Raw genomic sequence first — 21,665 nt, 5'->3', positions numbered from 1 at the left:
AAATCTATCGCAATGTACTTTTGTAATGCTACACCATTACAATTAGGCGACCACTATGCCTGTTCATTCTCTTTAGATCAAGTATAAATACTCAAAAAACAGCAACAAAAAACCGCCACTAGGGCGGTTTTCTGTGCGAACACTACGTCTTGTTTTCTGTAGCGGTAACTATTACTTAGTTGCCAGCTTCTCACGGATACGTGCAGATTTACCTGAACGATCACGCAGATAGTACAGTTTGGCGCGACGAACGCGACCACGACGCTTAACTTCAATGCTAGCGATCAGTGGGCTGTGCGTTTGGAAAGCACGCTCAACACCTTCGCCATTAGAGATTTTACGTACTGTGAATGCAGAGTGCAGACCACGGTTACGCTTAGCAATTACAACGCCTTCAAAAGCCTGTAAACGCTCTTTATCGCCTTCTTTAACACGAACCTGAACGACTACTGTATCACCAGCACCAAACGCAGGTACGTCTTGTTTCATTTGCTCATCATTGAGCATTTTAATGATGTTGTTCATAACTTACTCCGTTCTAGAATTAACTGAGCTACGACTAAGCATGCTTGTTCATTGCTTCAACGAACTGCGCTAATAGAGTCGTTTGTTCGTCAGTCAGAGCTAGATTTTGCAATAATTCTGGCCGTCTAAGTAAAGTCCTACCAAGGCTTTGCTGTAAACGCCAGAGTCTAATTTGTTCGTGGTTGCCACTTAGCAGCACTGCCGGTACGTCAAGACCATCCAAGCTTTCAGGGCGAGTGTAATGTGGACAATCCAGTAAACCGTCGGAGAAAGAATCTTGCTCCGCCGAAGCTTGTTTTCCTAGCACGCCAGGAACCAATCTCGATACTGAATCTATCAGAGTCATCGCCGGTAATTCGCCGCCCGAAAGCACGTAATCCCCTATCGACCACTCTTCATCCACTTCCGTTTGAATGATGCGTTCATCAATACCTTCGTATCGACCACAGACCAAAATCAAACGTGATGATTGAGCCAACTCAGTGACGCCTTGCTGATCCAGCTTACGTCCTTGAGGTGACAAATAAATCACCTTCGCACCTTCACCCGCTGCGGCTTTCGCTGCATGGATGGCATCGCGCAAGGGTTGCACCATCATCAACATTCCGGGACCACCGCCGTAAGGCCTGTCATCTACCGTATTATGTCTATCATGGGTGAAATCACGGGGATTCCACGTGTGCAACTCGAGCAGGCCGTTTTTCACGGCTCGACCCGTAACTCCAAAGTCTGTCACGGCACGGAACATCTCTGGGAACAGGGTTATTACCCCTAACCACATCTGTTGTACCTCGACTTAGAAGTCAGGATCCCAATCCACTAAAATCTGTTTACCTTGCAGATCCACCGTTTTGATGAACTGCTCAGGGACAAAGGGGATCATACGTTCCACTTTGCCGAAACTATCTTTAGCGTTGGCTTTAACGAGTAATACGTCGTTCGATCCTGTTTCCACGATCTGATCGACAATCCCCATGTTATAGCCTGTTGTATTGACCACTTCGCAACCGATGAGATCACGCCAGTAGAATTCATCTGCTGGCAAATCGTTCATCTGTTCCGGCAAAATCGCAATCTCACAATTTGTGAGCATTTGCGCTTGCTCCCGTGTTTCTACGCCATCAAGTAAGGCAACAACGGCCTTGCCTTGATAACGCCACTGGGTGACCTTTATTTCGCGCCATTCACCATTTTCTTTAATAAGCCAAGGTGAATAGTCAAAGATACCTTCAACAGAATCGGTATAGGCGGTGATTTTCAGCCAACCTTTAATGCCATGACAGGAGCCTAATTTCCCCAGTACGACTGGCTGTTGGTTACTGCTCATCAATCTATACCTTAACGCTATTAAGCTGTTGCTTTACGAGCGTCTTTGATCAGTTTTGCTACACGTTCTGTAGCAGCTGCACCGTTAGAAACCCAGTGCTCAACGCGAGCTAGGTCTAAACGTAAAGTTTCTTCTTGGCCACGGGCCAATGGGTTGAAGAAACCAACACGCTCGATGAAACGACCGTCACGAGCGTTACGGCTATCAGCAACAACGATGTTGTAAAATGGACGCTTTTTTGCGCCGCCACGAGCTAAACGAATGGTAACCATGCGTTTTCAATCCTCTAATGATTTGCTTGAAGCAAAAATAAAAACTGGAACCCCGTGTTCGCGAAGAGTCCCAGATAGAAAGCCGGAAGATTTTACCTGACTTTCCAACGAATGCAACCAAAGATGGCGATTATTACGCCTGCGCCCTCAGTAAGCGGTTCATTGTTGCCAGAGTCAACCGACTGATAAAGTGCTAAGTTTAACTAAAAATGCCCGATTAACGTCCCGGAAATTTCATTCCTGGCGGCATCATGCCACGCATTCCGCGCATCATTTTTTGCATGCCGCCCTTAGCAGACATTTTTTTCATCATCTTTTGCATTTGAGTAAACTGTTTCAATAAACGGTTTACATCTTGAATTTGCGTGCCAGAACCGGCAGCGATGCGACGTTTGCGTGAGCCCTTGATTAAATCAGGGTTCTTACGCTCCTTGGAAGTCATCGAATTAATGATGGCTTCCATTTGACCTGTCATCTTGCCGTCTTGGATTTGCGCTAAGGCTTCTGGGGGCAATTGACCGACACCGGGCAGTTTTTCCAGCATGTTCATCATGCCGCCCATGTTTTTCATTTGCTGTAACTGCTCACGGAAATCTTCTAAATCGAAACTGCCACCTTGCTTCACTTTCGAAGCCAGCTTCATGGCCTTTTCTTTATCGACGCCACGCTCAACTTCTTCGATAAGCGATAACACATCGCCCATGCCCAAAATGCGTGAGGCGATACGATCGGGATGAAACGGTTCTAGCGCGTCTGTCTTTTCACCGACACCGAGGAATTTGATCGGCTTGCCCGTAATGTGGCGAATCGATAACGCCGCACCACCGCGCGCATCACCATCGACTTTGGTTAAGATCACCCCTGTCAGTGGTAAAGCTTCGTTAAACGCCTTAGCGGTGTTTGCCGCATCTTGACCTGTCATTGCATCGACCACGAACAAGGTTTCGATAGGCTTGACCGCTGCGTGTAAGCCTTTGATCTCGTCCATCATGGCTTCGTCGACATGCAGACGACCCGCGGTATCGAGGATCACCACATCGATAAACTTTAATTTAGCGTGGGCAATCGCCGCTTTCGCAATGTCGATTGGCTTTTGGCTAACGTCCGATGGGAAAAACTCCACCGCCACTTCTTGCGCTAACGTCTCAAGCTGTTTGATCGCCGCAGGGCGATAAACGTCAGCACTGACGACTAATACCGATTTTTTATGGCGTTCGCGTAAAAATTTACCCAGTTTTGCCACACTGGTGGTTTTACCCGCACCTTGCAGACCCGCCATCATAATCACAGCTGGCGGCTGAGTGGCTAAATCTAGGGCTTCATTCGCCTCGCCCATGGATTTTTCAAGTTCACTTTGAACTATCTTAATAAAGGCTTGGCCTGGACTTAAGCTTTTAGAGACTTCTTGGCCAACGGCACGTTCTTTTACATTATTAACGAATTCGCGCACCACAGGCAGGGCAACATCGGCCTCCAGCAGTGCCATACGCACTTCGCGCAGGGTTTCCTTAACGTTTTCTTCAGTTAAGCGACCACGGCCACTGATATTTTTCAGTGTGCGTGACAGTCTGTCGGTTAGGTTCTCAAACATCGTCCTGTTCTATACCTTTAAGAATCTCGATTGATGGGCTGTATTATAACGATGCATACGCATTATGCTACTGCTGCACCCATCTTGATTGTGGTTAAGTGTTTTACTTGCGCTGAGTCATGTTTTATTGTCGTCGACACACTATTTAACCCTAACAATAAGAATCTGCTAAATTTTGCAACTCATGTCACTGCCCATTTGCCGACAGCTCATGTTATTCTAGGGAAAATATTGATCTGTATGCCCCGTTTTTAAGGCACCTTTAACTACACAAATAGGTTAATTACCCATGGTCATCTTTTCTGCCTCAGCCATGTTTTTTTATTGCATTGCATTGGTACTAGTGACGAGTAGATTGTTTCACCCAGACGGTCCGAATCGCCGTGCTGTCGCAGGCTTTGCCGCTATTGCGGTTATTTTGCATGCTGCAGCATTATCACAAGTGATTTTCACCACAGATGGCCAAAACTTTAGCCTGACGAATGTGATTTCCTTAGTGAACTGGATTATCGCTTTTACTTTTACGATATTGATGTTCAGGCTGAAAGTCATCGTCGTCGTGCCCGTGGTTTACGCCTGCTCAGTGCTTTCGGTTGCCCTACTCTGGTTATTGCCGCCTAAATTCATCACGCATTTTGAGCTTTATCCTGAAGTATTAGCCCACGTCGTATTGTCACTCATGGCCTACAGCGCCCTGATGATTGCCGCCCTGTATGCGATACAACTGGCGATGATCCAAAATAAACTGAAGAAAAAACAATTTATGCTGAGCCCTGGCATTCCGCCGCTGATGACAGTTGAAAAACAACTGTATCACCTAGTGATTATCGGCGTTATCTTGCTCAGTTTGTCGCTCGCGACTGGTTTTATCTTCCTTGAAGATATGTTCGCCGATGGTAAAGGTCATAAGGCAATTCTGTCGATAATGGCTTGGTTTGTATACATTACTATGCTGTGGCAACAGTATTGGGTCGGTTGTAAAATTCGTACCGCAGTCATTTATACTCTGACTGGCGCATCCTTACTTTCGCTCGCATATTTTGGCGCGCGCATTGTCAAAGAATTAATCCTCAACTAAACATTTAAGTCGGCTGGGGCAGTTATTGCTGCGGCCGACTTGACACTTTTTTTAAATGTCGGTATTTACTTAAGTTTACTGGCCACATTGGAGCCTTTTTTGGACGCTATATCGACAAGCGCACTCCTGATCGTTTTACTAGTGCTTATCCTATTCTCTGCCTATTTTTCAGGCTCAGAAACCGCAATGATGACTCTCAACCGTTACCGTTTACGCCACTTAGCCAACAATGGCCATAAAGGGGCGATTAGAGCCTTGAAGTTACTTGAGCGTCCTGACCGTTTGATTGGATTGATCTTAATTGGCAATAACTTAGTCAATATTTCCGCATCTGCTATTGCGACTATCATTGGTATGCGTCTTTGGGGTGACTTAGGGGTCGCTGTTGCAACTGGCGTGCTTACATTAGTCGTGCTCGTTTTTGCTGAAGTCACGCCAAAAACCATCGCAGCATTAAATCCTGAGCGTATTGCTTTTCCCTCTAGCATACTGCTACTTATATTTTCCTCTACCTTTGCCTATGTTGTCTCAAGCGTTAATTTGATAACCACAGGTATCTTACGTTTGATGGGGATAAAAACCGTTAATAGTAGCGATGCACTAAGCCAAGAAGAGTTGCGCACAGTGGTACATGAGGCAGGGGCACTCATCCCCCGACGCCACCAAGAAATGCTGTTATCTATCTTGGATTTAGAGAAAGTCACCGTTGAAGATATTATGGTGCCACGCTCAGATATCTACGGAATTAACGTCAATGACGAATTTAAGGTTATCAATCGTCAGGTGATCCAAAGTCCACATACCCGAGTGTTAGTGTATCGCGACACCATAGACGATGCAGTGGGCTTTATTCATTTACGCGATGCCCTGCGCCTCCAATCTAAAGAGCAATTTAGCAAGTCATCTTTGCTACGCGCAGTGAAAGAACTCTACTTTGTGCCAGAAGGTACGCCACTCAATGTGCAACTAGCTAACTTCCAACAAAATAAAGAGCGCATCGGCTTAGTCGTTGATGAATATGGTGATATTCAAGGTCTAGTAACACTCGAAGATATTCTCGAAGAGATTGTCGGCGACTTTACCACTTCTATGTTGACCACCCCGAGTGAAGACATTAAGGTCCAGCAAGATGGCAGCTACTTAGTCGATGCGGGCATTACGATCCGCGATTTGAATAAAGAAATGAAGTGGAACTTTCCCACCGATGGCCCTAAAACCCTCAATGGTCTGATTCTGGAGTATCTGGAGGAAATTCCTTCTGCGAATACCAGTTTACGTTTAGCAGGTTATCCATTAGAGATAATTGATGTGTCAGAGAATATGATTAATACAGTGAGAATTATCCCGCTGTATTATCATCCCCCCAGAGTTTAATCCTCAATTTTGAGCATAAAAATTGGCCGAACCACACAAGTTAAGATGTGGTCCGGCCGACGATTTCCTCCAAGCGATGATGCTCCCCCGAGCTATAAATCTATCTACTCTAATTCACTATCTAGCCAAGCTATGCAGATTTTTTCGCCTCAAGTATACGACGCTTCTCAAGCGCCATTGGCGTTATCTGGGCATTCAGCGCCTTTTCTAAGCCCAACATAAAATACACTTCCGCCATTAAGAAAAATGGCCCAATTAATAGCTGATTTAAGTCATCCACAAAGGCAGGCTTGGCTTTTTCATATTGATGGCCGATTAGCTGGAACACCCAGCCCACCACAAATACTCCTAGGGCAAGCCAAGTGGCACCGGCGATATGCGCCGCCCACTCAGTAGTGAGCAGCACAGGTACCATGAATAATATGAGCCCCATTGAAAGCCTTAAGTGTAAACGGACATAATAGGCCAACACGAGCATACCGACTATCATTGCTAAACTTGTCTCCCCCATACTGCCCAGCGGAATACGCACTGTGGCCAGCAACAGGAAAGCAGACCAAATAATCAGTGGGATGCCAATAAAATGGGTCTGAATATTACGCTGATTTAAATGCACACTTTTGTAGGTCGATAACTGCTCTGCGGCGGATTTCATGTCGGGTTCCTCTTCATTTGCCCCTGCTTTTAACTGCGCTAAATTGAGCGACGCGAAAGCCATAAACTAACGTAAAACAATTAAACTGAACAGTAAAAGTAAATAAATTGTTGCATTCACTGATTTTGCATTTATTTAGATACCCATCCAGAAATGAAAAAAGGAACCCTAAGGTTCCTTTTTTACCACCAACAGACGCAAACTCGGGTTTATTGAGACTCTATGATTACCGTCGCAATCGCATAGGATTTTTCATCGGCAATAGAGATATGCCCAACCGTCGCTTTAAGCTGCTGTAAACGCGTCAGCGCCCCCTCGGTAAAGTGAATCGTCGGTGCACCATCCTCATTGTTGCCAATGTGAATATGCTGAAACGACACACCGCGGCCAATACCCGTACCGAGAGCTTTGGCTGCGGCCTCTTTTGCCGCAAAACGCTTGGCAAGATAACGACTTGGCTGACTATGGGCAGTATAAATGGCCAACTCAGACTCGGTCAGCACTCGTTTAGCGAGCTTGTCACCTGCGCGCGCCACATGCACCTGAATACGCTCAATCTCGACGATATCTGTGCCTAGGCCGACAATCGCCATTATTCGCCTCGACGACCTTCAAGCATTAACACTTTCATGTCTTTCACTGCTGTCGCTAAACCATCAATAGCGGCACGTGCGACAATCGCATGGCCGATATTAAGTTCATATAACTCAGGAATCGCCGCGATGGGTTTCACGTTGTGATAATGCAAACCATGACCCGCGTTAACCACTAAACCTTTGCCATGGGCGTATTTTGCCATTTCGCTAATACGCGCTAACTCAGTGGCTTCTTCTGCTTCCGTTTTAGCATCGGCATAACAGCCCGTATGAATTTCAATAAGCGGTGCGCCAGAGGCAACAGCGGCATCAATTTGAGTTTTATCGGCATCGATAAATAAGGAGACTTGAATACCCTCAGCAGCTAAACGAGTCACTGCAGCAGTGATTTTATCTAACTGCCCCGCTACATCTAAACCGCCTTCAGTGGTGACTTCTTGACGTTTTTCTGGCACTAAACAGACATAGGTCGGCTTAATTTCACAGGCGATGTTAAGCATTTCTTCGGTCACAGCGCATTCAAAATTCATGCGGGTTTTCAAGGTTTTTGCCAACAGATATACATCGCGGTCTATGATATGGCGTCTGTCTTCACGCAAATGGATAGTGATGCCATCGGCGCCAGCATGTTCAGCAACGGCAGCAGCATGCACAGGATCAGGATAACTGGTGCCACGGGCTTGGCGCAGAGTAGCAATATGGTCGATATTCACGCCCAATAAGATACGGCTCATCGGGAACTCCTTAATGTTTAACGCTGATATTGCGGCCTATTGTACTTAGGCTCACGCTAAAAAACAGGAGCTAGGGCGAATTATTCCCATCAATCTTAGTTGGCACGGCAGTGCTGACGAACAATTGTCGACTCAACAAAGGTTTAGTCCCGAGTAATGGCGTTAACAGGGAGCGCATCAACAACTTAGCGCTCAAAAAATGTGCTTCGGTGAGCTGGTTATCGTTAAGCGCCGTCAACATGGCGCCTTGATAGGCATTGCGAGCACGGGAGTTGAGTACAAATTGAAAACCTAACTCAGGCACGAGCTGGTAATAATAGTCAGGCACGAGTGTTTCACCTTGAGTATCGCGGCTAAGAGAAGGCATAAAACCTAATTCCCGCAGCAAGGCAAGCTCAATATAACGCAGTTGGGATTGGCAAAACTTCGCGGCAAGGCCGACTAAGGCTTGATGATAAATGAGGAACAACTCTTCGGCATTGTGCTGTACAGACAAAGTGCGAACCAATAACTCATTGATATACATGCCAGCAAACAAGCTTTGACCAGAAAGAGGCACAGCAGGCGCAGCGGCTTCGACTTGAGTTAAGGTTTTTAATTCAGACTTACCGCTAAATTCGAAGATCAGCGGTTGAAAGGGCTGGAGAATACTCTTGATAGAGCGCTTACCGCTGCCGGTTCGGGCAACCACATCAACCCGTCCAATGCCGTCAACTAAGAGGTTAACTAAGACACTGGACTCTCGATATGGGCGATGATGTAAAACGTAACCACGTTTCATCGGTAAGCGCGCTCGCTGAAGTTAATGCTTAATCGTCGCCGTAACCTAAGCTTCGTAAGGCGCGTTCATCATCGGCCCAACCGGATTTCACTTTCACCCACACTTCGAGGAAAACTTTATTATCAAACAAGGTCTCCATGTCTAAGCGAGCTTGAGTTGCGATAGTACGAATACGTTCGCCCTTGCTACCAATCACCATACGTTTTTGACCTTCACGCTCAACAAGGATCAAGGCATTAATTTGATAAACGCCATTTTCCATCATCTTGAACTGTTCAATCTCAACTGTCGCATCATAGGGTAATTCATCACCTAAGAAGCGCATCAGTTTTTCACGCACAATTTCCGACGCCATAAAACGTTGCGAACGATCGGTAACATAGTCTTCAGGGAAGAAGAAAGGTCCTTCAGGAATCGACGCCGCCGCTAGCTCTAAAATGCGCTTAACGTTAGTGCCTTTACTGGCAGAAATCGGCAAAATTTCATCGAAAGGATATTTTTTGGCGACTTCTTCCAAATACGGGAACAGCGATTCTTTGTCTTTGATATTGTCGACTTTATTGATCGCCAGAATTGTCTGACGCTCTTCACCGCCACGGCGTAATTTACTCAACACCATCTCATCATCGGCGGTCCACGTCATGCCATCGACCACAAAAATCACCATAGCTACATCGGCAAGCGAACTGGCAGCTGCGCGGTTCATCAGGCGGTTAATCGCCCGCTGCTCTTCTATGTGTAAACCTGGTGTATCGATGAACACAATTTGCTTCGGACCATCGGTATGAATACCCATGATACGGTGGCGCGTTGTTTGTGGCTTTTTAGAAGTAATACTTACCTTCTGACCAAGCAAACGGTTGATTAACGTTGATTTACCGACGTTAGGGCGACCAATGATCGCCACCATGCCGCAATAAGTGACATCGTATTGGGCCGACGGCGTTGGCGCGGCCGCATTCATCCTTGCCAGTAATTCATCTAAACTCGGCTCAGTTGCCGCTTTTGCAGCATCGATACCTGACAAGTCTGTTTTTTTGGTCATTTCTTTAGTAACTCCAATACTTGAGCGGCCGCGATTTGCTCGGCTTTGCGGCGTGAACTCGCCACACCAATGACGCTTTGGCTCAAGTCTTCAATACGACATTCAACGGTAAATGTCTGATCGTGGGCATCGCCTTCTATGTTGATTACTTGGTAATCAGGCAGCGGCTTTTTAAACCCTTGTAAATGTTCTTGCAGTAATGTCTTAGCGTCTTTCTGACTGATCCCAGGTTGGATTTCGGCCAAACGCTCGGCATACCATTTCAACAGTAATGCACGGCAAACTTCGAGATCGGAATCAAGGTAAACGGCGCCAATAATGGCTTCAACTGCATCGGCAAGAATCGACTCGCGTCTAAATCCGCCACTTTTCAACTCGCCAGGACCGAGATATAAATAATCGCCGAGCTTAAACTCTTGGGCGATGATAGTTAAGGTATCACCGCGAACTAAGGTGGCACGCATCCGGCTTAAATCGCCTTCGGTTGCCTTCGGAAACTGATGATACAAAGCATCAGAAATCACGATAGATAAAATTGAATCACCTAAAAACTCTAAGCGCTCATTATGCTTATTTGCCGCACTTCTGTGGGTCAGCGCTTGAGTCAAAAGCTCAATATTCTTGAACTCATAACCTAAGGTACGACACAAACGTGGCAAATTTTTAATCGGTTCCATGCTATTTAATTCCACCTACACGCTCAAAACGCACACCGCTAGGCACCCAAGTTGGGAGGAAGTCGGCTTTTGAACGGTCAAATTCAAAACTAATCCAAATCGCTACCGCTTTACCAACAAGGTTCTCTTCTGGCACAAAGCCCCAGAAACGACTGTCGGTACTGTTATCGCGGTTATCACCCATGGCAAAGTAATGGCCTTCTGGCACTAAAAATTCACCCGCGGGTAAATTACCTTCGCGCTTAAAATACCCCAGCATGTCAGGTCGACTTGGGTTGATCAAGATATCGTGGGCGACATCACCCAATTCCTCTTTATAACGCAGCAACGGCACACCATCTTGGCTGTAATCACCACGACTGATCTCAGTGCGGGCGATAACTTGCGGTTCTGGGCAAGCTGTTTGCTCAACGCCACAGGCCTTCTGGATCATCAACTGCTTGTTACGGTAAATAATTCTATCACCCGGTAAACCGACAACACGTTTGATGTAGTCAATTTGCGGATTTTCAGGATATTTAAATACCACCACATCACCGCGTTTGGGCTCACCAGTTTCAACCAGTTTAGTGCGCCATACGGGATCTTTAAGCCCATAACTAAATTTTTCCACCAGAATGAAGTCGCCCACTAAGAGGGTTGGCATCATAGAACCCGATGGGATTTGAAATGGCTCATAAATGAATGAACGTAGGATCAACACAAAGGCAATCACAGGGAAGATAGAATGCGCGGTTTCGACTATGGTCGACTCACGAATGATTTGGTACTCAGCTTCTTCAGTTAAATTCGCTTGTGATGCCTTTGCTAACGCTAAACTCTCACGACGCTTTGGGGCGAAAACGAGCACATCGACTAACCAAATAAGTCCTGAGATCAGGGTGATTAGCACTAGAATAATGGAAAAATACGCTGCCATTGCTTATTGAACTCCTGCCTTAAAAATAATTAAAGGTGCCTAACTCAGCGAATATCATACTTTAGTTAACTTACCGTATTCGACCTTGGTAAACCAAAGTGATAAACCAATGCGATAACCTAACTAAAGCGCCGCAAACAGCGGCGCAATAGTCAACTAAATTGTCACTTATTATGCTAACGATTACTCGTTTAGCTTAAGTACCGCTAAGAATGCTTCTTGTGGCACCTCAACGTTACCCACTTGCTTCATCCGTTTCTTACCCTCTTTTTGTTTATTTAAGAGTTTTTTCTTACGGGAAACGTCGCCGCCATAACACTTAGCCGTTACGTCTTTACGCAGGGCTTTTACGGTTGAACGGGCAATAATTTGACTGCCCACCGCCGCTTGAATCGCAATATCAAACATCTGACGTGGAATAAGTTCTTTCATCTTATCCACTAAGGCTAAACCACGGTGACGAATGTTTGATCTATGGATAACCATAGCCAAGGCGTCGACTCGGTCGCCGTTGATGAGAATATCTAAACGCACCATGTCTGCAGGATCGAAACGAATAAAGTTATATTCGAGGGATGCATAGCCACGGCTAGTGGATTTCAAACGGTCGAAGAAGTCCATGACCACTTCCGCCATTGGCAGATGGTAAGTTACAGCCACTTGGTTACCGTGGTAAACCATGTTCACTTGGGTGCCACGTTTTTCAATACACAGGGTAATCACGTTACCTAAGTATTCTTTTGGCACTAAAATGTTGGCCTCAACAATCGGCTCACGCATTTCTTCAATGTTGTTAATCGCAGGCAGATCAGACGGGTTATCAACGTAAATCGTTTCACCGCTGGTCATGACAACTTCGTACACTACGGTTGGCGCAGTGGTGATCAACTCTAGGTTGTATTCACGCTCTAAACGCTCTTGTACGATTTCCATGTGGAGCAGGCCTAAATAGCCAATGCGGAAACCAAAACCGAGTGCCGAAGAACTTTCAGGTTCAAAGAATAATGACGCATCGTTCAGGCTGAGTTTGTTCAGCGCATCACGGAAGTTTTCATATTCGTCGGTCGAAATTGGGAATACGCCAGCGTATACCTGTGGCTTCACTTTCTTAAAACCAGGTAACGGCTTTTCAGCACCATTTTTGGCTAAAGTTAACGTATCACCTACGGGCGCGCCGTGAATTTCCTTCAGACCCGCAATTACAAAGCCGACTTCACCGGTTTTAAGTTCGGTTTTATCAGTTTGTTTTGGGGTGAAAATACCGACGCGATCCGCAGTGTGGTTTTGTCCTGTAGACATTACCTTAAACTTGTCACCTTTTTTCAGGCTACCGTGTTTAATTCGCACTAAAGACACTACGCCTAGGTAGTTATCAAACCAAGAATCGATGATCAAGGCTTGCAATGGTGCGTCAGGATCGCCTTCTGGCGGTGGAATTTTGGCAACAATGACTTCTAAAACCTCATCGACACCGACACCGGTTTTAGCCGAACAACGCACAGCATCCATCGCATCGATACCAACGATATCTTCAATCTCGGCAGCTACACGTTCTGGATCGGCTTGTGGTAAGTCAATCTTGTTTAAAATGGGTACCACATCTAGATTCATATCCAGCGCGGTATAACAGTTTGCCAATGTCTGAGCTTCAACGCCCTGACCCGCATCAACCACCAGCAAAGCACCTTCACAGGCAGCTAATGAGCGCGAGACCTCGTAGGAGAAGTCAACATGACCTGGGGTATCAATAAAGTTGAGTTGATAGACAAGGCCATCTTTGGCTTTATAATCCAAAGTGACACTTTGTGCCTTAATCGTAATACCACGCTCACGTTCTAGATCCATAGAATCTAAAACTTGAGAATCCATTTCACGGTCGGTTAAACCGCCACAAACCTGAATAAGACGATCTGATAGCGTCGATTTACCATGGTCGATATGGGCAATAATTGAGAAGTTTCTAATTTGTTTCATTATGCTGCAATGACTAATACTGAAAATGGATACGGTTCAAAGGAGCGAAATTGTACCTGATTGCGGTTTCAATACCAATCACATTCACTCCTACTTAAGACAGGCCGATAAAACAACGCCCAAAACCGCAGTTAGCTGTTATTTGATAAAAAATAAAACATTGAAATTATTGAGCTAATTCGTTTAAATTGATGCTCCTACCTAAATAGGCCAAAATCACAGGCTGAGCATCAACTTCTAAACGTTTAGCCTGTTGCTTACCAAAAGACCACGCAATCAAGGCACCAACGGCCGCAAAGCCCATGGCACCTAGGTTAGGATTAAACTCAAGCAACTGGCCTAAAAATTGTCCTAACGCCGCGCCGACAAACAGGCCAAACAGCGGCATTAAATAGATTAATGCCGCGGCTTTGAGGATCACGCTCTCAGGAAGGCCTAATTTGAGTAATTCACCAGCCTCGCAGCGGCGGTCACTCTGAATAGAAAATTGCTGGGTTTTAGAGGAAAAAGCCTGAGCGACAGCAGAGGTCCCGCAAGACTCACTGTTACTGCAGCTCTTGCAGGTACTCTTAAGTTCCACTTCAACCGTCAACCAGCCTTGACTATCACTGGAGACGACTCTGGCAATTTCTTCCATCATAATCGGCGTCCTATTCTAGCGTCAGACTTTTAGCAATGCGCGTTAAGGTTTCTGTCGGCACTTTACCCACAGCAACCACTTCGGCATTACCGACTTTTTCTGAGACTAACGACAAGCCATTACGGGTAATTAATTCTTCAGGCAATGGACTCGTGCCCGCACGCGCCACATAAACAGAAATATTTGCCAGTCCATCAGTCAGTGCTATGTATTCCACCGCTTCGTGACTGCCAATTAATCTATGATGGTCGCGCACTACCACAGTAAAACCTGCGGGTAACCAAGCAAATTGCCAGTTTTGACCGTCTTGGCGCTCGGCTTGATCGATAACTGCCGGCCACTCTTGCTTATAGGCCTCTTGCAAAATGGCTGGCGGCTCGCTTAATTCAATGAGTTCAATCACCATTATCTGCTCAAGTAATTGCTTATCTTGAGTCAGCATGTCGTATCTCAGCGGCAGATAGGTTTCCATATCAAGCCAAATTTGAAAGCCATAACGGAATTCATCATTAGGCAACAGGCGGATCATCTGCCCCGGACGCCCAGCGATACGGGTACGGCCACCGAGTACAAACTGATAACCCACTTCTAAGTCCGCCATATTGGCAGAGAAAGCAGCAGGCCAGACACCTTGAATATGATTAGAAACGATACTATACGCAGGCTCATCGTGCTCAATAAAGGTCACACGATTACCGACACGCACTGCATTTTTGGGTGGACCGTTAAGGTATTCTAGAAAGGCAACTTCTTGATTATTCACCTTACCGTGCAGGTAAACCAAAGGCCGAATATGATCGGCCTGAAGTTGAATAATCGATGCTTTAAACTCTTTCTCTCGTAAAGCCTGACTCATTTTCTCGAGCCAAGCTTTGGCAGGCATGTCTTCCTGCGCGGTTGCAGGAAAGACCAAGGCTAATAAAGCCAACAGGATTAGACGCAAGCTAACTCCTCGTTATTGATTGACCGGAACGGGTACGACCTCGGTATTGTCCTCTACAACCGCACCAGTATTCAATCGTTGTTGCAACATATGATCTTGGATATAAGTATTAATTCGGCGACGTTGCTCATTCACCTGATCATTGGTATAGCCTTGATTCTGTTGTACAGGACCGGTTTGTAGGCTCACAGGTGATGCGCTACCAATCAGCGGCCTTGTAATTAACACGGGCGATGGTGACGCGGCATCATCGGCGGTTTGATTGTAATTCTGCACACCCACAATCGCAAACATAGCAACCGTCGCAGCAATGGCATATTGACCAAATTGCTTAAATAAAGGTACGACGCGGCTTTGCTCCGAATTGGCGGCAATTTGTGGCGTTACAGGTGCAGTGACTTTAGACGCATGATGCTTAGGCGCAACTATCGCTGGCTCAAGTTCAATGGCGGCAGCAATGCTAGCAGAGAGATCTAACACAATAGTCTGCGGCAATTCGCCACGCATGGCATCGCCTATCATATGATAGTTATGCCATTTATCATGTGAATGTGTATCAGCAGATAACTCTGCCATGGTCTGCGCATCAGTCTCTCCATCGACTGCGGCAGATACCCATTCTTGACCTAATTTATCCATTTTTCACCTGTCTAAATATAAGGGTTTCTTAAAATAAGAATTTAGGCTTCCAGCAACGGCTGGAGCTTTTTATCGATTGCCTCTCGAGCTCGGAAGATACGCGATCTTACGGTCCCGACAGGACAATCCATGACTATGGCAATATCTTCGTAACTCATACCATCGAGTTCACGCAATGAGATGGCCATTCGTAATTCTTCAGGCAAGGTCTCTAATGTATCGAAAATCACTTTTTTGATTTCATCCGATAACATTAGCCGTTCTGGGGAGGCAAACTCCTTCAGCGCGTCACTGCCTTCGTAATATTCGGCATCTTCTGCATCAACATCATTCGCAGGCGTTCTACGCCCCTGTGATACGAGATAATTCTTCGCAGTGTTTACTGCGATGCGGTACAACCAAGTATAAAATGCACTTTCACCGCGAAAGTTTGGCAAAGCTCTGTAAGCTTTGATAAACGCTTCCTGTGCCACATCAGCAACGTCCGCTTGGTTCCGTACATAACGGGATATCAAGCTAATGACTTTACTTTGATATTTAAGCACTAACAGGTTAAAAGCGTTTTTATCACCTTGTTGTACGCGCTCAACTAATTGTTGATCACTTAATTGTCCACTCATCCGAGCCGACTTCTCCTAAATCTAAAATGCTGATTTCTCAGTCGCTCGAATCATATTCACTTATGTAGACTCGCGGGCTTTGAAAAAGTTCTAAAAATTATACAAAAAAAGTAAGGTAAAAAGGAAAGTACCCATAATCGGTGAGTTGGTTTACCATAGTTGGCACTCTTCAGTCACATCATGATACCCGATGAAACAAGTAGTTGAACACCAATCTGACATATTAGTCATAGGTAGCGGTGCCGCAGGTCTGACACTAGCTTTGCATCTTGCTGAAAAAGCAAAAGTAATTCTGCTTTCAAAAGGCCCACTCTCGGAAGGGTCGACTTACTACGCCCAAGGCGGTATCGCCTCCGTCTTCGACGAAAGTGACACTATCGAATCCCATGTTGCAGACACCTTAATCGCAGGGGCGGGTTTATGTGACAAAGACGTTGTCACTTTCACGGCTGAAAATGCCAAGAGTGCGATGCAATGGCTTATCGAATGTGGCGTTGCCTTCGATAAAGAAGAAACCACTGACGGTAATGCAAAAGACGCACCTTACCATTTAACCCGTGAAGGCGGCCATAGCCACAGACGTATTCTGCACGCTGCCGATGCCACAGGCAAAGAAGTGCAAACCACACTGCAAGAGCGCGCACTCGCCCACCCCAATATTCAAGTTTTAGAACGCTATAACGCCATCGACCTCATCACCACCCGTAAGTTAAATCGCCCAGGTAATCGTGTGTTAGGCGCTTATGTGTGGAATCGCAATGAAGAGCACGTCGAAACCGTTAAGGCCAAGTTTGTTGCGTTAGCAACAGGCGGTAGCTCTAAGGTTTATCAATATACCTCAAACCCCGATGTCGCTAGTGGTGATGGTATTGCCATGGCATGGCGTGCAGGTTGCCGCGTGGCGAATATGGAGTTCAACCAATTCCATCCGACGTGTTTGTACCACGCAGATGCGCGCAACTTCTTACTCACCGAAGCCCTGCGTGGTGAAGGGGCTTATCTGCGTCGTCCTGATGGCAGCCGCTTTATGCCGGACTTTGATGAACGCGCTGAACTCGCTCCCCGTGACATCGTTGCCCGCGCCATCGACTATGAGATGAAACGTCTCGGTGCCGACTGTGTGTATCTGGATATCAGCCATAAAGATGCTGACTTTGTGATGAAGCATTTTCCGACCATCTATAGCCGTTGCTTAGATCTAGGAATTGATATCACTAAGGATGCAATCCCTGTCGTGCCTGCTGCTCACTATACCTGCGGTGGAGTAATGACAGATATGCACGGTCAGACGGATCTCAATGGTCTCTATGCTATTGGTGAAGTCGCCTATACGGGCTTACATGGTGCCAATCGTCTGGCGAGTAACTCGTTACTCGAATGTTTAGTGTTTGCCCGTGCGGCATCACAGGACATAGAAAGCCAACTGCATAAAATTCAAATCCCGGGACAAATTCCAGCATGGGATGAAAGTAAAGTGTCGAACTCGGATGAGGAAGTGGTCATCGCCCATAACTGGCACGAACTGCGGTTATTCATGTGGGACTACGTTGGAATTGTACGCTCTGATAAACGTCTGGAGCGTGCACTGCGCCGCTGCCTGATGTTACAGCAAGAAATTCAGGAGTATTACAGTAACTTCAGGGTTAGCAATAACTTGCTCGAATTACGTAACTTAGTGCAAGTGGCCGAATTAATTATTCGCTGTGCCATGGAGCGTAAAGAAAGCCGTGGGCTGCATTTTAATATCGATCATCCAGAGAAATTAGACGCGCCTCGCCCGACTATTTTACTACCAGAAAAGTAACCGCATACGCATAGGTGACTTCATCATAAACAGACTAAATCTCAGAATGAGGTTTAGTCTGTTGTATTTTAGCCCGCAGCAACAGCCGACATAAATGTCGATAGTCAGTATCGTCTAACATATCTGCCCAAACCAGCAAGAGCCGTAGCTGAGTATCCACTTCGATATAAATCAAGCAAACAAAGGGCGTGACCCAAGTGCGTTTTAGTACCTGAAAGTGCGACCCCGTTGACAAACGCCCCTCGCCTTTATCACTCAGCACAAAATCTAAACGCCAATGCTGCAGTCGCCACAACTGCGACAGCAAAAAAATACTAACAAGTACGATAAACAAATATTTAAGCAGAGATAAGGCGATAATGTCGCTTTGGGGCCAAAGCAGAAATGAGCTAGAACAGACACCAATAAAAACGACCAACGAGAGTCGTTGGTCGAAAGAGGCTTTTACACTGAAACTATGGTGCCGGTCTTCCACGGACTTTCACTATCATACGAGCCAGTTCAATATCAGGGCACACTTCATGGCCCATAAACCAAGCAAACAATTCTGGATCTTCACATTCCAACAAACGGATAAACACGGTTTTATCTTCATCGGACATTTCTTGATAGAAGTTTTCAACAAAAGGTTGAAGCAAGACGTCTAATTCCAGCATCCCACGGCGACATGCCCAGCGAACCCTTGCGATGTTCATTAATTCCAAGGTATTTCTCCCAACACAGATTTGGCATTAGTCTATCAGTTCACTGACTAAAGTGTCGATTAACCCTTCATATTGACTCACAAAATTAGCATTGTTGTACTTGCGTATCGAGCCCCTCAAAGAGATCGCTAAAATCTGTATCCAATAATCGCTTTACCGCAGGATGTTGGATCATACGTTCGGCAAACATCACATGGTATTCCTCTTTCACATCGGTGGTTTCACCGAGCAAATTCATACCATGGGAAATCACTTCTTGGCGATAAATCGACGGAGTGACAAAAATACCTCGTTTAAGGTAACCAAAGGCTTTCATCATGGCCGCATCATCGAACTCGCCCAAAATACTGACTTTAAGATTTTGCTCGTCAAACCAGCGATATAGCTGTTGTCCGAGTGAAGTTCTACGGCCGGGGATTAATAGCTGGCCTTGTTCTAAACAGGCAGGAAAATCAGCGCTATAAGTCTCAGCGGAGAAAAAACTCACGCCACACTCGCCTAATTTTTTAGATAAAATTTCAGGGTATTTCAGTGACTCACCGGCACAATCCGAAAGGATCATATCCAGTTTATGCTCACGTAAACGTGCCATTAGGCTCTCGTGAGTCGCCTCATAGCAGGCTAAGTGCATAGAATTGTCATTAGGCACTACGGATAATAACACTCGGCTGACTAAAGCTTTAGATAAGGCATCGGCAATACCCACCTCGAATAACATGGCATCCGCTTTTTGATAGTTAAGTAAATCGAGCATTTCATAGCTAAGGCTAAACATCTTATCGGCGTAGCGAAAAACCAATTCACCTAATTCTGTCGCCTCCAATGTCCGCCCGACTCGCTTGAACAGACTGCCGTTTAACCTATCTTCTAAGGCACGAATTTGCCCCGTTATCGTTTGCGGCGTCAAACATAGGGCTTCGGCCGCCTTCGCGACTGAGCCCTTTTTCTTAATCATCCAAAAATAATACAAGTGGTTATAATTCAAGTGCAGCATGCTAACCCGCTGTTAATGCTCCCTCAAACGCCAAGGCGCTGAGGGGTTACTGTGTTATTTTAAACTCGATAGTTTAAAATCAAATGATTAAAAACCTGATGATTCCCAGTCAAGTTACTTTAAACGCTGGCAGTCGAGTAAGTTAGTAACTATGCCTTGTAACTGCTCCAAATCGGCAGCATTCCCCAGACTTACCGCTTCAGTGACTCCTGAAACTAAAACGTTACGTTCAGGAATACGTTCGGCGCAATAGGTTCGATTCGCTTCTTGGAAACGTTTACCACCGCGATACTTAAGTGCCCTCGATTCATAACCATTAGTTTCTAATCTCGCCCCTAAGGAATCAGATTTAAACATCAAAGCGCCATCCACTATTCCTTCAAGATAGCTTTGGCAAGTCTGCGAGTTTGCATCCTGATTACAGGCCGAAATTTGCGATGCCGTCGCGGTTGTCGATAAACATAAGAGCGTTACGATTCCCATTAATTTCAACTTTATCATAGTCATACTCCTTTATTAGGTAACACTTTTGATAACCAGAAATACCCGACTAACGCTGCCATAATCGAACCGATTAAAGTTCCTAGGCGTGCTAAGTCACCGTACATAGGGTCTGCATGTTCAAAGGCTAACGACGCAATAAACATAGACATAGTAAAACCAATACCGCACATGGCCGCGACGGGGGCAATCTGCTTCCAACCTACGCCATCGGGCAATTGCGCTAATTTTAGTTTCACCGCAATAAAGCTAAATAACATTACACCGATTGGCTTACCTAACATCAGGCCCAATGCAATACCAACAGGTACAGGAGAAATTAACGTCTCCAAATTCATATTGCCGACATAAACGCCCGCATTGGCAAAAGCAAACACTGGCAAAATGAGGAAAGTACTCCAAGGATGCAAACTATGCTCTAAGCCTTCTGAGGGTGAACTGCCGTCCTTTGCCCGCAATGGAATACAAAAAGCAATGATGACGCCAGCCAGAGTCGCATGCACTCCAGACTTAAGTACGGCAACCCAAAGGATTAACCCTAAGATGCCATAGGGTAAAAGTGAGGTAACCCCTTTGCGGTTTAACCCAACCAAGCCCGCAATCGCTAAACTGGCAATCACTAAACTGATGGTTGATAAGTCAGTACTGTAAAACAGCGCGATAATCACTATGACGCCTAAGTCATCAATAATAGCTAAAGCAAGTAAGAAGACTTTCAGTGAAACAGGAACGCGGCTTCCGAGCAGTGCCATAATACCTAAGGCAAAGGCAATATCAGTCGCGGCAGGAATCGCCCAGCCCGCCTGTGTGACAGGATCACCATAGTTAAACAGTAAGTACACACCAGCAGGGACTAACATGCCGCCAATGGCAGCAAAGGTAGGCAGGGAAGCTTGAGCGACACTAGATAAGGCGCCTTCAAGTAACTCACGTTTCACTTCTAAACCAATCAGCAAAAAGAATATGGCCATCAAGCCATCATTTATCCACAGGATGAGTGGCTTGTGTATATTGAGCTCGCCAATTTTGACTTGAACGTCAGTGCCTAAAAAGCCTTGATAAAGTCCAGATAAGGGGGAATTGGCCATCAGCATGGCTAAGGCAACAGCAACCAATAACAGGATACCGCCAGCCGACTCTTGGCTCAGAAAATTTCTAATTGCTTTTTCCATCTTGCACTCCTAAAAATCATAATGAATTGAGTGTAGACGAATTGTAATAACAAATATAATCGTAAGTTTCTCCCTAACACCTCGGTTATCCCGAAGTGTT

At 45.8% G+C, this 21,665-nt stretch carries 25 protein-coding genes; 3 read left to right on the top strand and 22 right to left on the bottom strand.

Features of this window, described 5'->3' with window-relative positions:
* Positions 1-171 precede the first annotated feature (171 nt).
* From rplS to ffh, 5 genes are all read right to left on the bottom strand, one after another.
* Positions 172-525: a 50S ribosomal protein L19 gene (gene rplS, locus KO537_RS06285; protein ID WP_006080791.1), complete on the bottom strand. Its 354-nt coding sequence runs from the start codon at positions 523-525 to the stop codon at positions 172-174.
* 34 nt (positions 526-559) lie between these two features.
* Positions 560-1,306 carry a tRNA (guanosine(37)-N1)-methyltransferase TrmD gene (trmD, locus tag KO537_RS06280; protein ID WP_028760810.1) on the bottom strand — a complete coding sequence of 249 codons (747 nt, stop codon included), beginning with the start codon at positions 1,304-1,306 and terminating at the stop codon, positions 560-562.
* A gap of 15 nt (positions 1,307-1,321) precedes the next feature.
* Positions 1,322-1,852, bottom strand: coding sequence for a ribosome maturation factor RimM (rimM, locus tag KO537_RS06275; RefSeq protein WP_006080789.1), 531 nt, complete (start codon positions 1,850-1,852; stop codon positions 1,322-1,324).
* A 20-nt stretch (positions 1,853-1,872) separates the two neighbouring features.
* On the bottom strand, positions 1,873-2,124 hold the full coding sequence (rpsP, locus tag KO537_RS06270) for a 30S ribosomal protein S16 (protein ID WP_006080788.1): 252 nt from the start codon (positions 2,122-2,124) through the stop codon (positions 1,873-1,875).
* 217 nt (positions 2,125-2,341) lie between these two features.
* The gene (gene ffh / locus KO537_RS06265) at positions 2,342-3,715 is read right to left on the bottom strand and encodes a signal recognition particle protein (protein ID WP_006080787.1); all 1,374 of its coding nucleotides are present in this window, start codon (positions 3,713-3,715) and stop codon (positions 2,342-2,344) included.
* Between the two features lie 289 nt (positions 3,716-4,004).
* On the opposite strand from ffh, the gene ccsA reads away from it, so the two are divergent.
* Positions 4,005-4,793 (top strand): cytochrome c biogenesis protein CcsA, encoded by a 789-nt coding sequence (gene ccsA / locus KO537_RS06260; protein WP_028760813.1) that lies wholly within the window; start codon positions 4,005-4,007, stop codon positions 4,791-4,793.
* Between the two features lie 99 nt (positions 4,794-4,892).
* Entirely contained in the window at positions 4,893-6,167 is a 1,275-nt protein-coding gene (locus tag KO537_RS06255; RefSeq protein WP_173246117.1) for a CNNM domain-containing protein, read from the top strand.
* A 130-nt stretch (positions 6,168-6,297) separates the two neighbouring features.
* Here the strand turns inward: KO537_RS06255 and KO537_RS06250 are convergent, their stop codons facing one another.
* From KO537_RS06250 to rpoE, 12 genes are all read right to left on the bottom strand, one after another.
* Positions 6,298-6,822 carry an Mpo1-like protein gene (locus KO537_RS06250; protein WP_173246121.1) on the bottom strand — a complete coding sequence of 175 codons (525 nt, stop codon included), beginning with the start codon at positions 6,820-6,822 and terminating at the stop codon, positions 6,298-6,300.
* Between the two features lie 209 nt (positions 6,823-7,031).
* Positions 7,032-7,415: a holo-ACP synthase gene (acpS, locus tag KO537_RS06245; protein ID WP_028760816.1), complete on the bottom strand. Its 384-nt coding sequence runs from the start codon at positions 7,413-7,415 to the stop codon at positions 7,032-7,034.
* Positions 7,415-8,152 (bottom strand): pyridoxine 5'-phosphate synthase, encoded by a 738-nt coding sequence (pdxJ, locus tag KO537_RS06240; protein ID WP_006080782.1) that lies wholly within the window; start codon positions 8,150-8,152, stop codon positions 7,415-7,417. The genes acpS and pdxJ overlap by 1 nt, the downstream gene beginning before the upstream one ends.
* Before the next feature lie 70 nt (positions 8,153-8,222).
* Positions 8,223-8,933, bottom strand: a complete 711-nt coding sequence (gene recO, locus KO537_RS06235) for a DNA repair protein RecO (protein WP_168823420.1) — start codon at positions 8,931-8,933, stop codon at positions 8,223-8,225.
* Positions 8,934-8,961: 28 nt separating this feature from the next.
* Positions 8,962-9,978 (bottom strand): GTPase Era, encoded by a 1,017-nt coding sequence (gene era, locus KO537_RS06230; protein ID WP_028760819.1) that lies wholly within the window; start codon positions 9,976-9,978, stop codon positions 8,962-8,964.
* Positions 9,975-10,655 (bottom strand): ribonuclease III, encoded by a 681-nt coding sequence (rnc, locus tag KO537_RS06225; RefSeq protein ID WP_012088603.1) that lies wholly within the window; start codon positions 10,653-10,655, stop codon positions 9,975-9,977. Before rnc ends, era begins: the two co-directional genes overlap by 4 nt.
* Position 10,656: 1 nt before the next feature.
* A complete protein-coding gene (gene lepB / locus KO537_RS06220) occupies positions 10,657-11,574 on the bottom strand; it encodes a signal peptidase I (RefSeq protein ID WP_168823422.1) in 918 nt (305 codons plus the stop codon).
* A 183-nt stretch (positions 11,575-11,757) separates the two neighbouring features.
* The gene (gene lepA, locus KO537_RS06215) at positions 11,758-13,548 is read right to left on the bottom strand and encodes a translation elongation factor 4 (RefSeq protein ID WP_028760822.1); all 1,791 of its coding nucleotides are present in this window, start codon (positions 13,546-13,548) and stop codon (positions 11,758-11,760) included.
* A 166-nt stretch (positions 13,549-13,714) separates the two neighbouring features.
* Positions 13,715-14,188, bottom strand: coding sequence for a SoxR reducing system RseC family protein (locus KO537_RS06210; protein WP_105249858.1), 474 nt, complete (start codon positions 14,186-14,188; stop codon positions 13,715-13,717).
* A gap of 10 nt (positions 14,189-14,198) precedes the next feature.
* Positions 14,199-15,131 (bottom strand): MucB/RseB C-terminal domain-containing protein, encoded by a 933-nt coding sequence (locus KO537_RS06205; RefSeq protein ID WP_173246125.1) that lies wholly within the window; start codon positions 15,129-15,131, stop codon positions 14,199-14,201.
* A 12-nt stretch (positions 15,132-15,143) separates the two neighbouring features.
* Entirely contained in the window at positions 15,144-15,770 is a 627-nt protein-coding gene (locus tag KO537_RS06200) for an RseA family anti-sigma factor (protein WP_028760825.1), read from the bottom strand.
* Between the two features lie 41 nt (positions 15,771-15,811).
* Entirely contained in the window at positions 15,812-16,390 is a 579-nt protein-coding gene (gene rpoE, locus KO537_RS06195; RefSeq protein WP_028760826.1) for an RNA polymerase sigma factor RpoE, read from the bottom strand.
* Between the two features lie 190 nt (positions 16,391-16,580).
* On the opposite strand from rpoE, the gene nadB reads away from it, so the two are divergent.
* Positions 16,581-18,194: an L-aspartate oxidase gene (nadB, locus tag KO537_RS06190; RefSeq protein ID WP_028760827.1), complete on the top strand. Its 1,614-nt coding sequence runs from the start codon at positions 16,581-16,583 to the stop codon at positions 18,192-18,194.
* A gap of 34 nt (positions 18,195-18,228) precedes the next feature.
* On the opposite strand, the gene KO537_RS06185 is transcribed toward nadB, so the two are convergent.
* The 5 genes from KO537_RS06185 to nhaA all read right to left on the bottom strand — a co-directional run bounded on the left by KO537_RS06185 (position 18,229) and on the right by nhaA (position 21,565).
* Entirely contained in the window at positions 18,229-18,669 is a 441-nt protein-coding gene (locus KO537_RS06185; RefSeq protein WP_173246127.1) for a protein YgfX, read from the bottom strand.
* Positions 18,650-18,898 (bottom strand): succinate dehydrogenase assembly factor 2, encoded by a 249-nt coding sequence (locus KO537_RS06180; protein ID WP_173246130.1) that lies wholly within the window; start codon positions 18,896-18,898, stop codon positions 18,650-18,652. Before KO537_RS06180 ends, KO537_RS06185 begins: the two co-directional genes overlap by 20 nt.
* A gap of 85 nt (positions 18,899-18,983) precedes the next feature.
* On the bottom strand, positions 18,984-19,892 hold the full coding sequence (gene nhaR, locus KO537_RS06175) for a transcriptional activator NhaR (RefSeq protein WP_028760830.1): 909 nt from the start codon (positions 19,890-19,892) through the stop codon (positions 18,984-18,986).
* Between the two features lie 114 nt (positions 19,893-20,006).
* Positions 20,007-20,393, bottom strand: coding sequence for a hypothetical protein (locus KO537_RS06170; RefSeq protein ID WP_028760831.1), 387 nt, complete (start codon positions 20,391-20,393; stop codon positions 20,007-20,009).
* Positions 20,394-20,395: 2 nt separating this feature from the next.
* Positions 20,396-21,565 carry a Na+/H+ antiporter NhaA gene (gene nhaA / locus KO537_RS06165; protein ID WP_028760832.1) on the bottom strand — a complete coding sequence of 390 codons (1,170 nt, stop codon included), beginning with the start codon at positions 21,563-21,565 and terminating at the stop codon, positions 20,396-20,398.
* Between the last annotated feature and the right edge of the window lie 100 nt (positions 21,566-21,665).

It is taken from the genome of Shewanella sp. NKUCC01_JLK (assembly GCF_019345615.1).
Taxonomy (GTDB): Bacteria; Pseudomonadota; Gammaproteobacteria; order Enterobacterales; family Shewanellaceae; genus Shewanella; species Shewanella oncorhynchi.
The sequence above is the reverse complement of the archived record's forward strand: the minus strand, read 5'-3'. Positions and strand labels throughout refer to the sequence as shown.

Coding starts and splice junctions, on each gene's coding strand:
- KO537_RS06210 (WP_105249858.1), bottom strand. CDS start 14,188: ATGATGGAAGAAATTGCCAGAGTCGTCTCCAGTGATAGTCAAGGCTGG.
- recO (WP_168823420.1), bottom strand. CDS start 8,933: ATGAAACGTGGTTACGTTTTACATCATCGCCCATATCGAGAGTCCAGT.
- lepA (WP_028760822.1), bottom strand. CDS start 13,548: ATGAAACAAATTAGAAACTTCTCAATTATTGCCCATATCGACCATGGT.
- rnc (WP_012088603.1), bottom strand. CDS start 10,655: ATGGAACCGATTAAAAATTTGCCACGTTTGTGTCGTACCTTAGGTTAT.
- KO537_RS06250 (WP_173246121.1), bottom strand. CDS start 6,822: ATGAAATCCGCCGCAGAGCAGTTATCGACCTACAAAAGTGTGCATTTA.
- rpsP (WP_006080788.1), bottom strand. CDS start 2,124: ATGGTTACCATTCGTTTAGCTCGTGGCGGCGCAAAAAAGCGTCCATTT.
- trmD (WP_028760810.1), bottom strand. CDS start 1,306: ATGTGGTTAGGGGTAATAACCCTGTTCCCAGAGATGTTCCGTGCCGTG.
- era (WP_028760819.1), bottom strand. CDS start 9,978: ATGACCAAAAAAACAGACTTGTCAGGTATCGATGCTGCAAAAGCGGCA.
- nhaR (WP_028760830.1), bottom strand. CDS start 19,892: ATGCTGCACTTGAATTATAACCACTTGTATTATTTTTGGATGATTAAG.
- nhaA (WP_028760832.1), bottom strand. CDS start 21,565: ATGGAAAAAGCAATTAGAAATTTTCTGAGCCAAGAGTCGGCTGGCGGT.
- KO537_RS06170 (WP_028760831.1), bottom strand. CDS start 20,393: ATGATAAAGTTGAAATTAATGGGAATCGTAACGCTCTTATGTTTATCG.
- rplS (WP_006080791.1), bottom strand. CDS start 525: ATGAACAACATCATTAAAATGCTCAATGATGAGCAAATGAAACAAGAC.
- rimM (WP_006080789.1), bottom strand. CDS start 1,852: ATGAGCAGTAACCAACAGCCAGTCGTACTGGGGAAATTAGGCTCCTGT.
- KO537_RS06200 (WP_028760825.1), bottom strand. CDS start 15,770: ATGGATAAATTAGGTCAAGAATGGGTATCTGCCGCAGTCGATGGAGAG.
- ccsA (WP_028760813.1), top strand. CDS start 4,005: ATGGTCATCTTTTCTGCCTCAGCCATGTTTTTTTATTGCATTGCATTG.
- ffh (WP_006080787.1), bottom strand. CDS start 3,715: ATGTTTGAGAACCTAACCGACAGACTGTCACGCACACTGAAAAATATC.
- lepB (WP_168823422.1), bottom strand. CDS start 11,574: ATGGCAGCGTATTTTTCCATTATTCTAGTGCTAATCACCCTGATCTCA.
- pdxJ (WP_006080782.1), bottom strand. CDS start 8,152: ATGAGCCGTATCTTATTGGGCGTGAATATCGACCATATTGCTACTCTG.
- nadB (WP_028760827.1), top strand. CDS start 16,581: ATGAAACAAGTAGTTGAACACCAATCTGACATATTAGTCATAGGTAGC.
- acpS (WP_028760816.1), bottom strand. CDS start 7,415: ATGGCGATTGTCGGCCTAGGCACAGATATCGTCGAGATTGAGCGTATT.
- rpoE (WP_028760826.1), bottom strand. CDS start 16,390: ATGAGTGGACAATTAAGTGATCAACAATTAGTTGAGCGCGTACAACAA.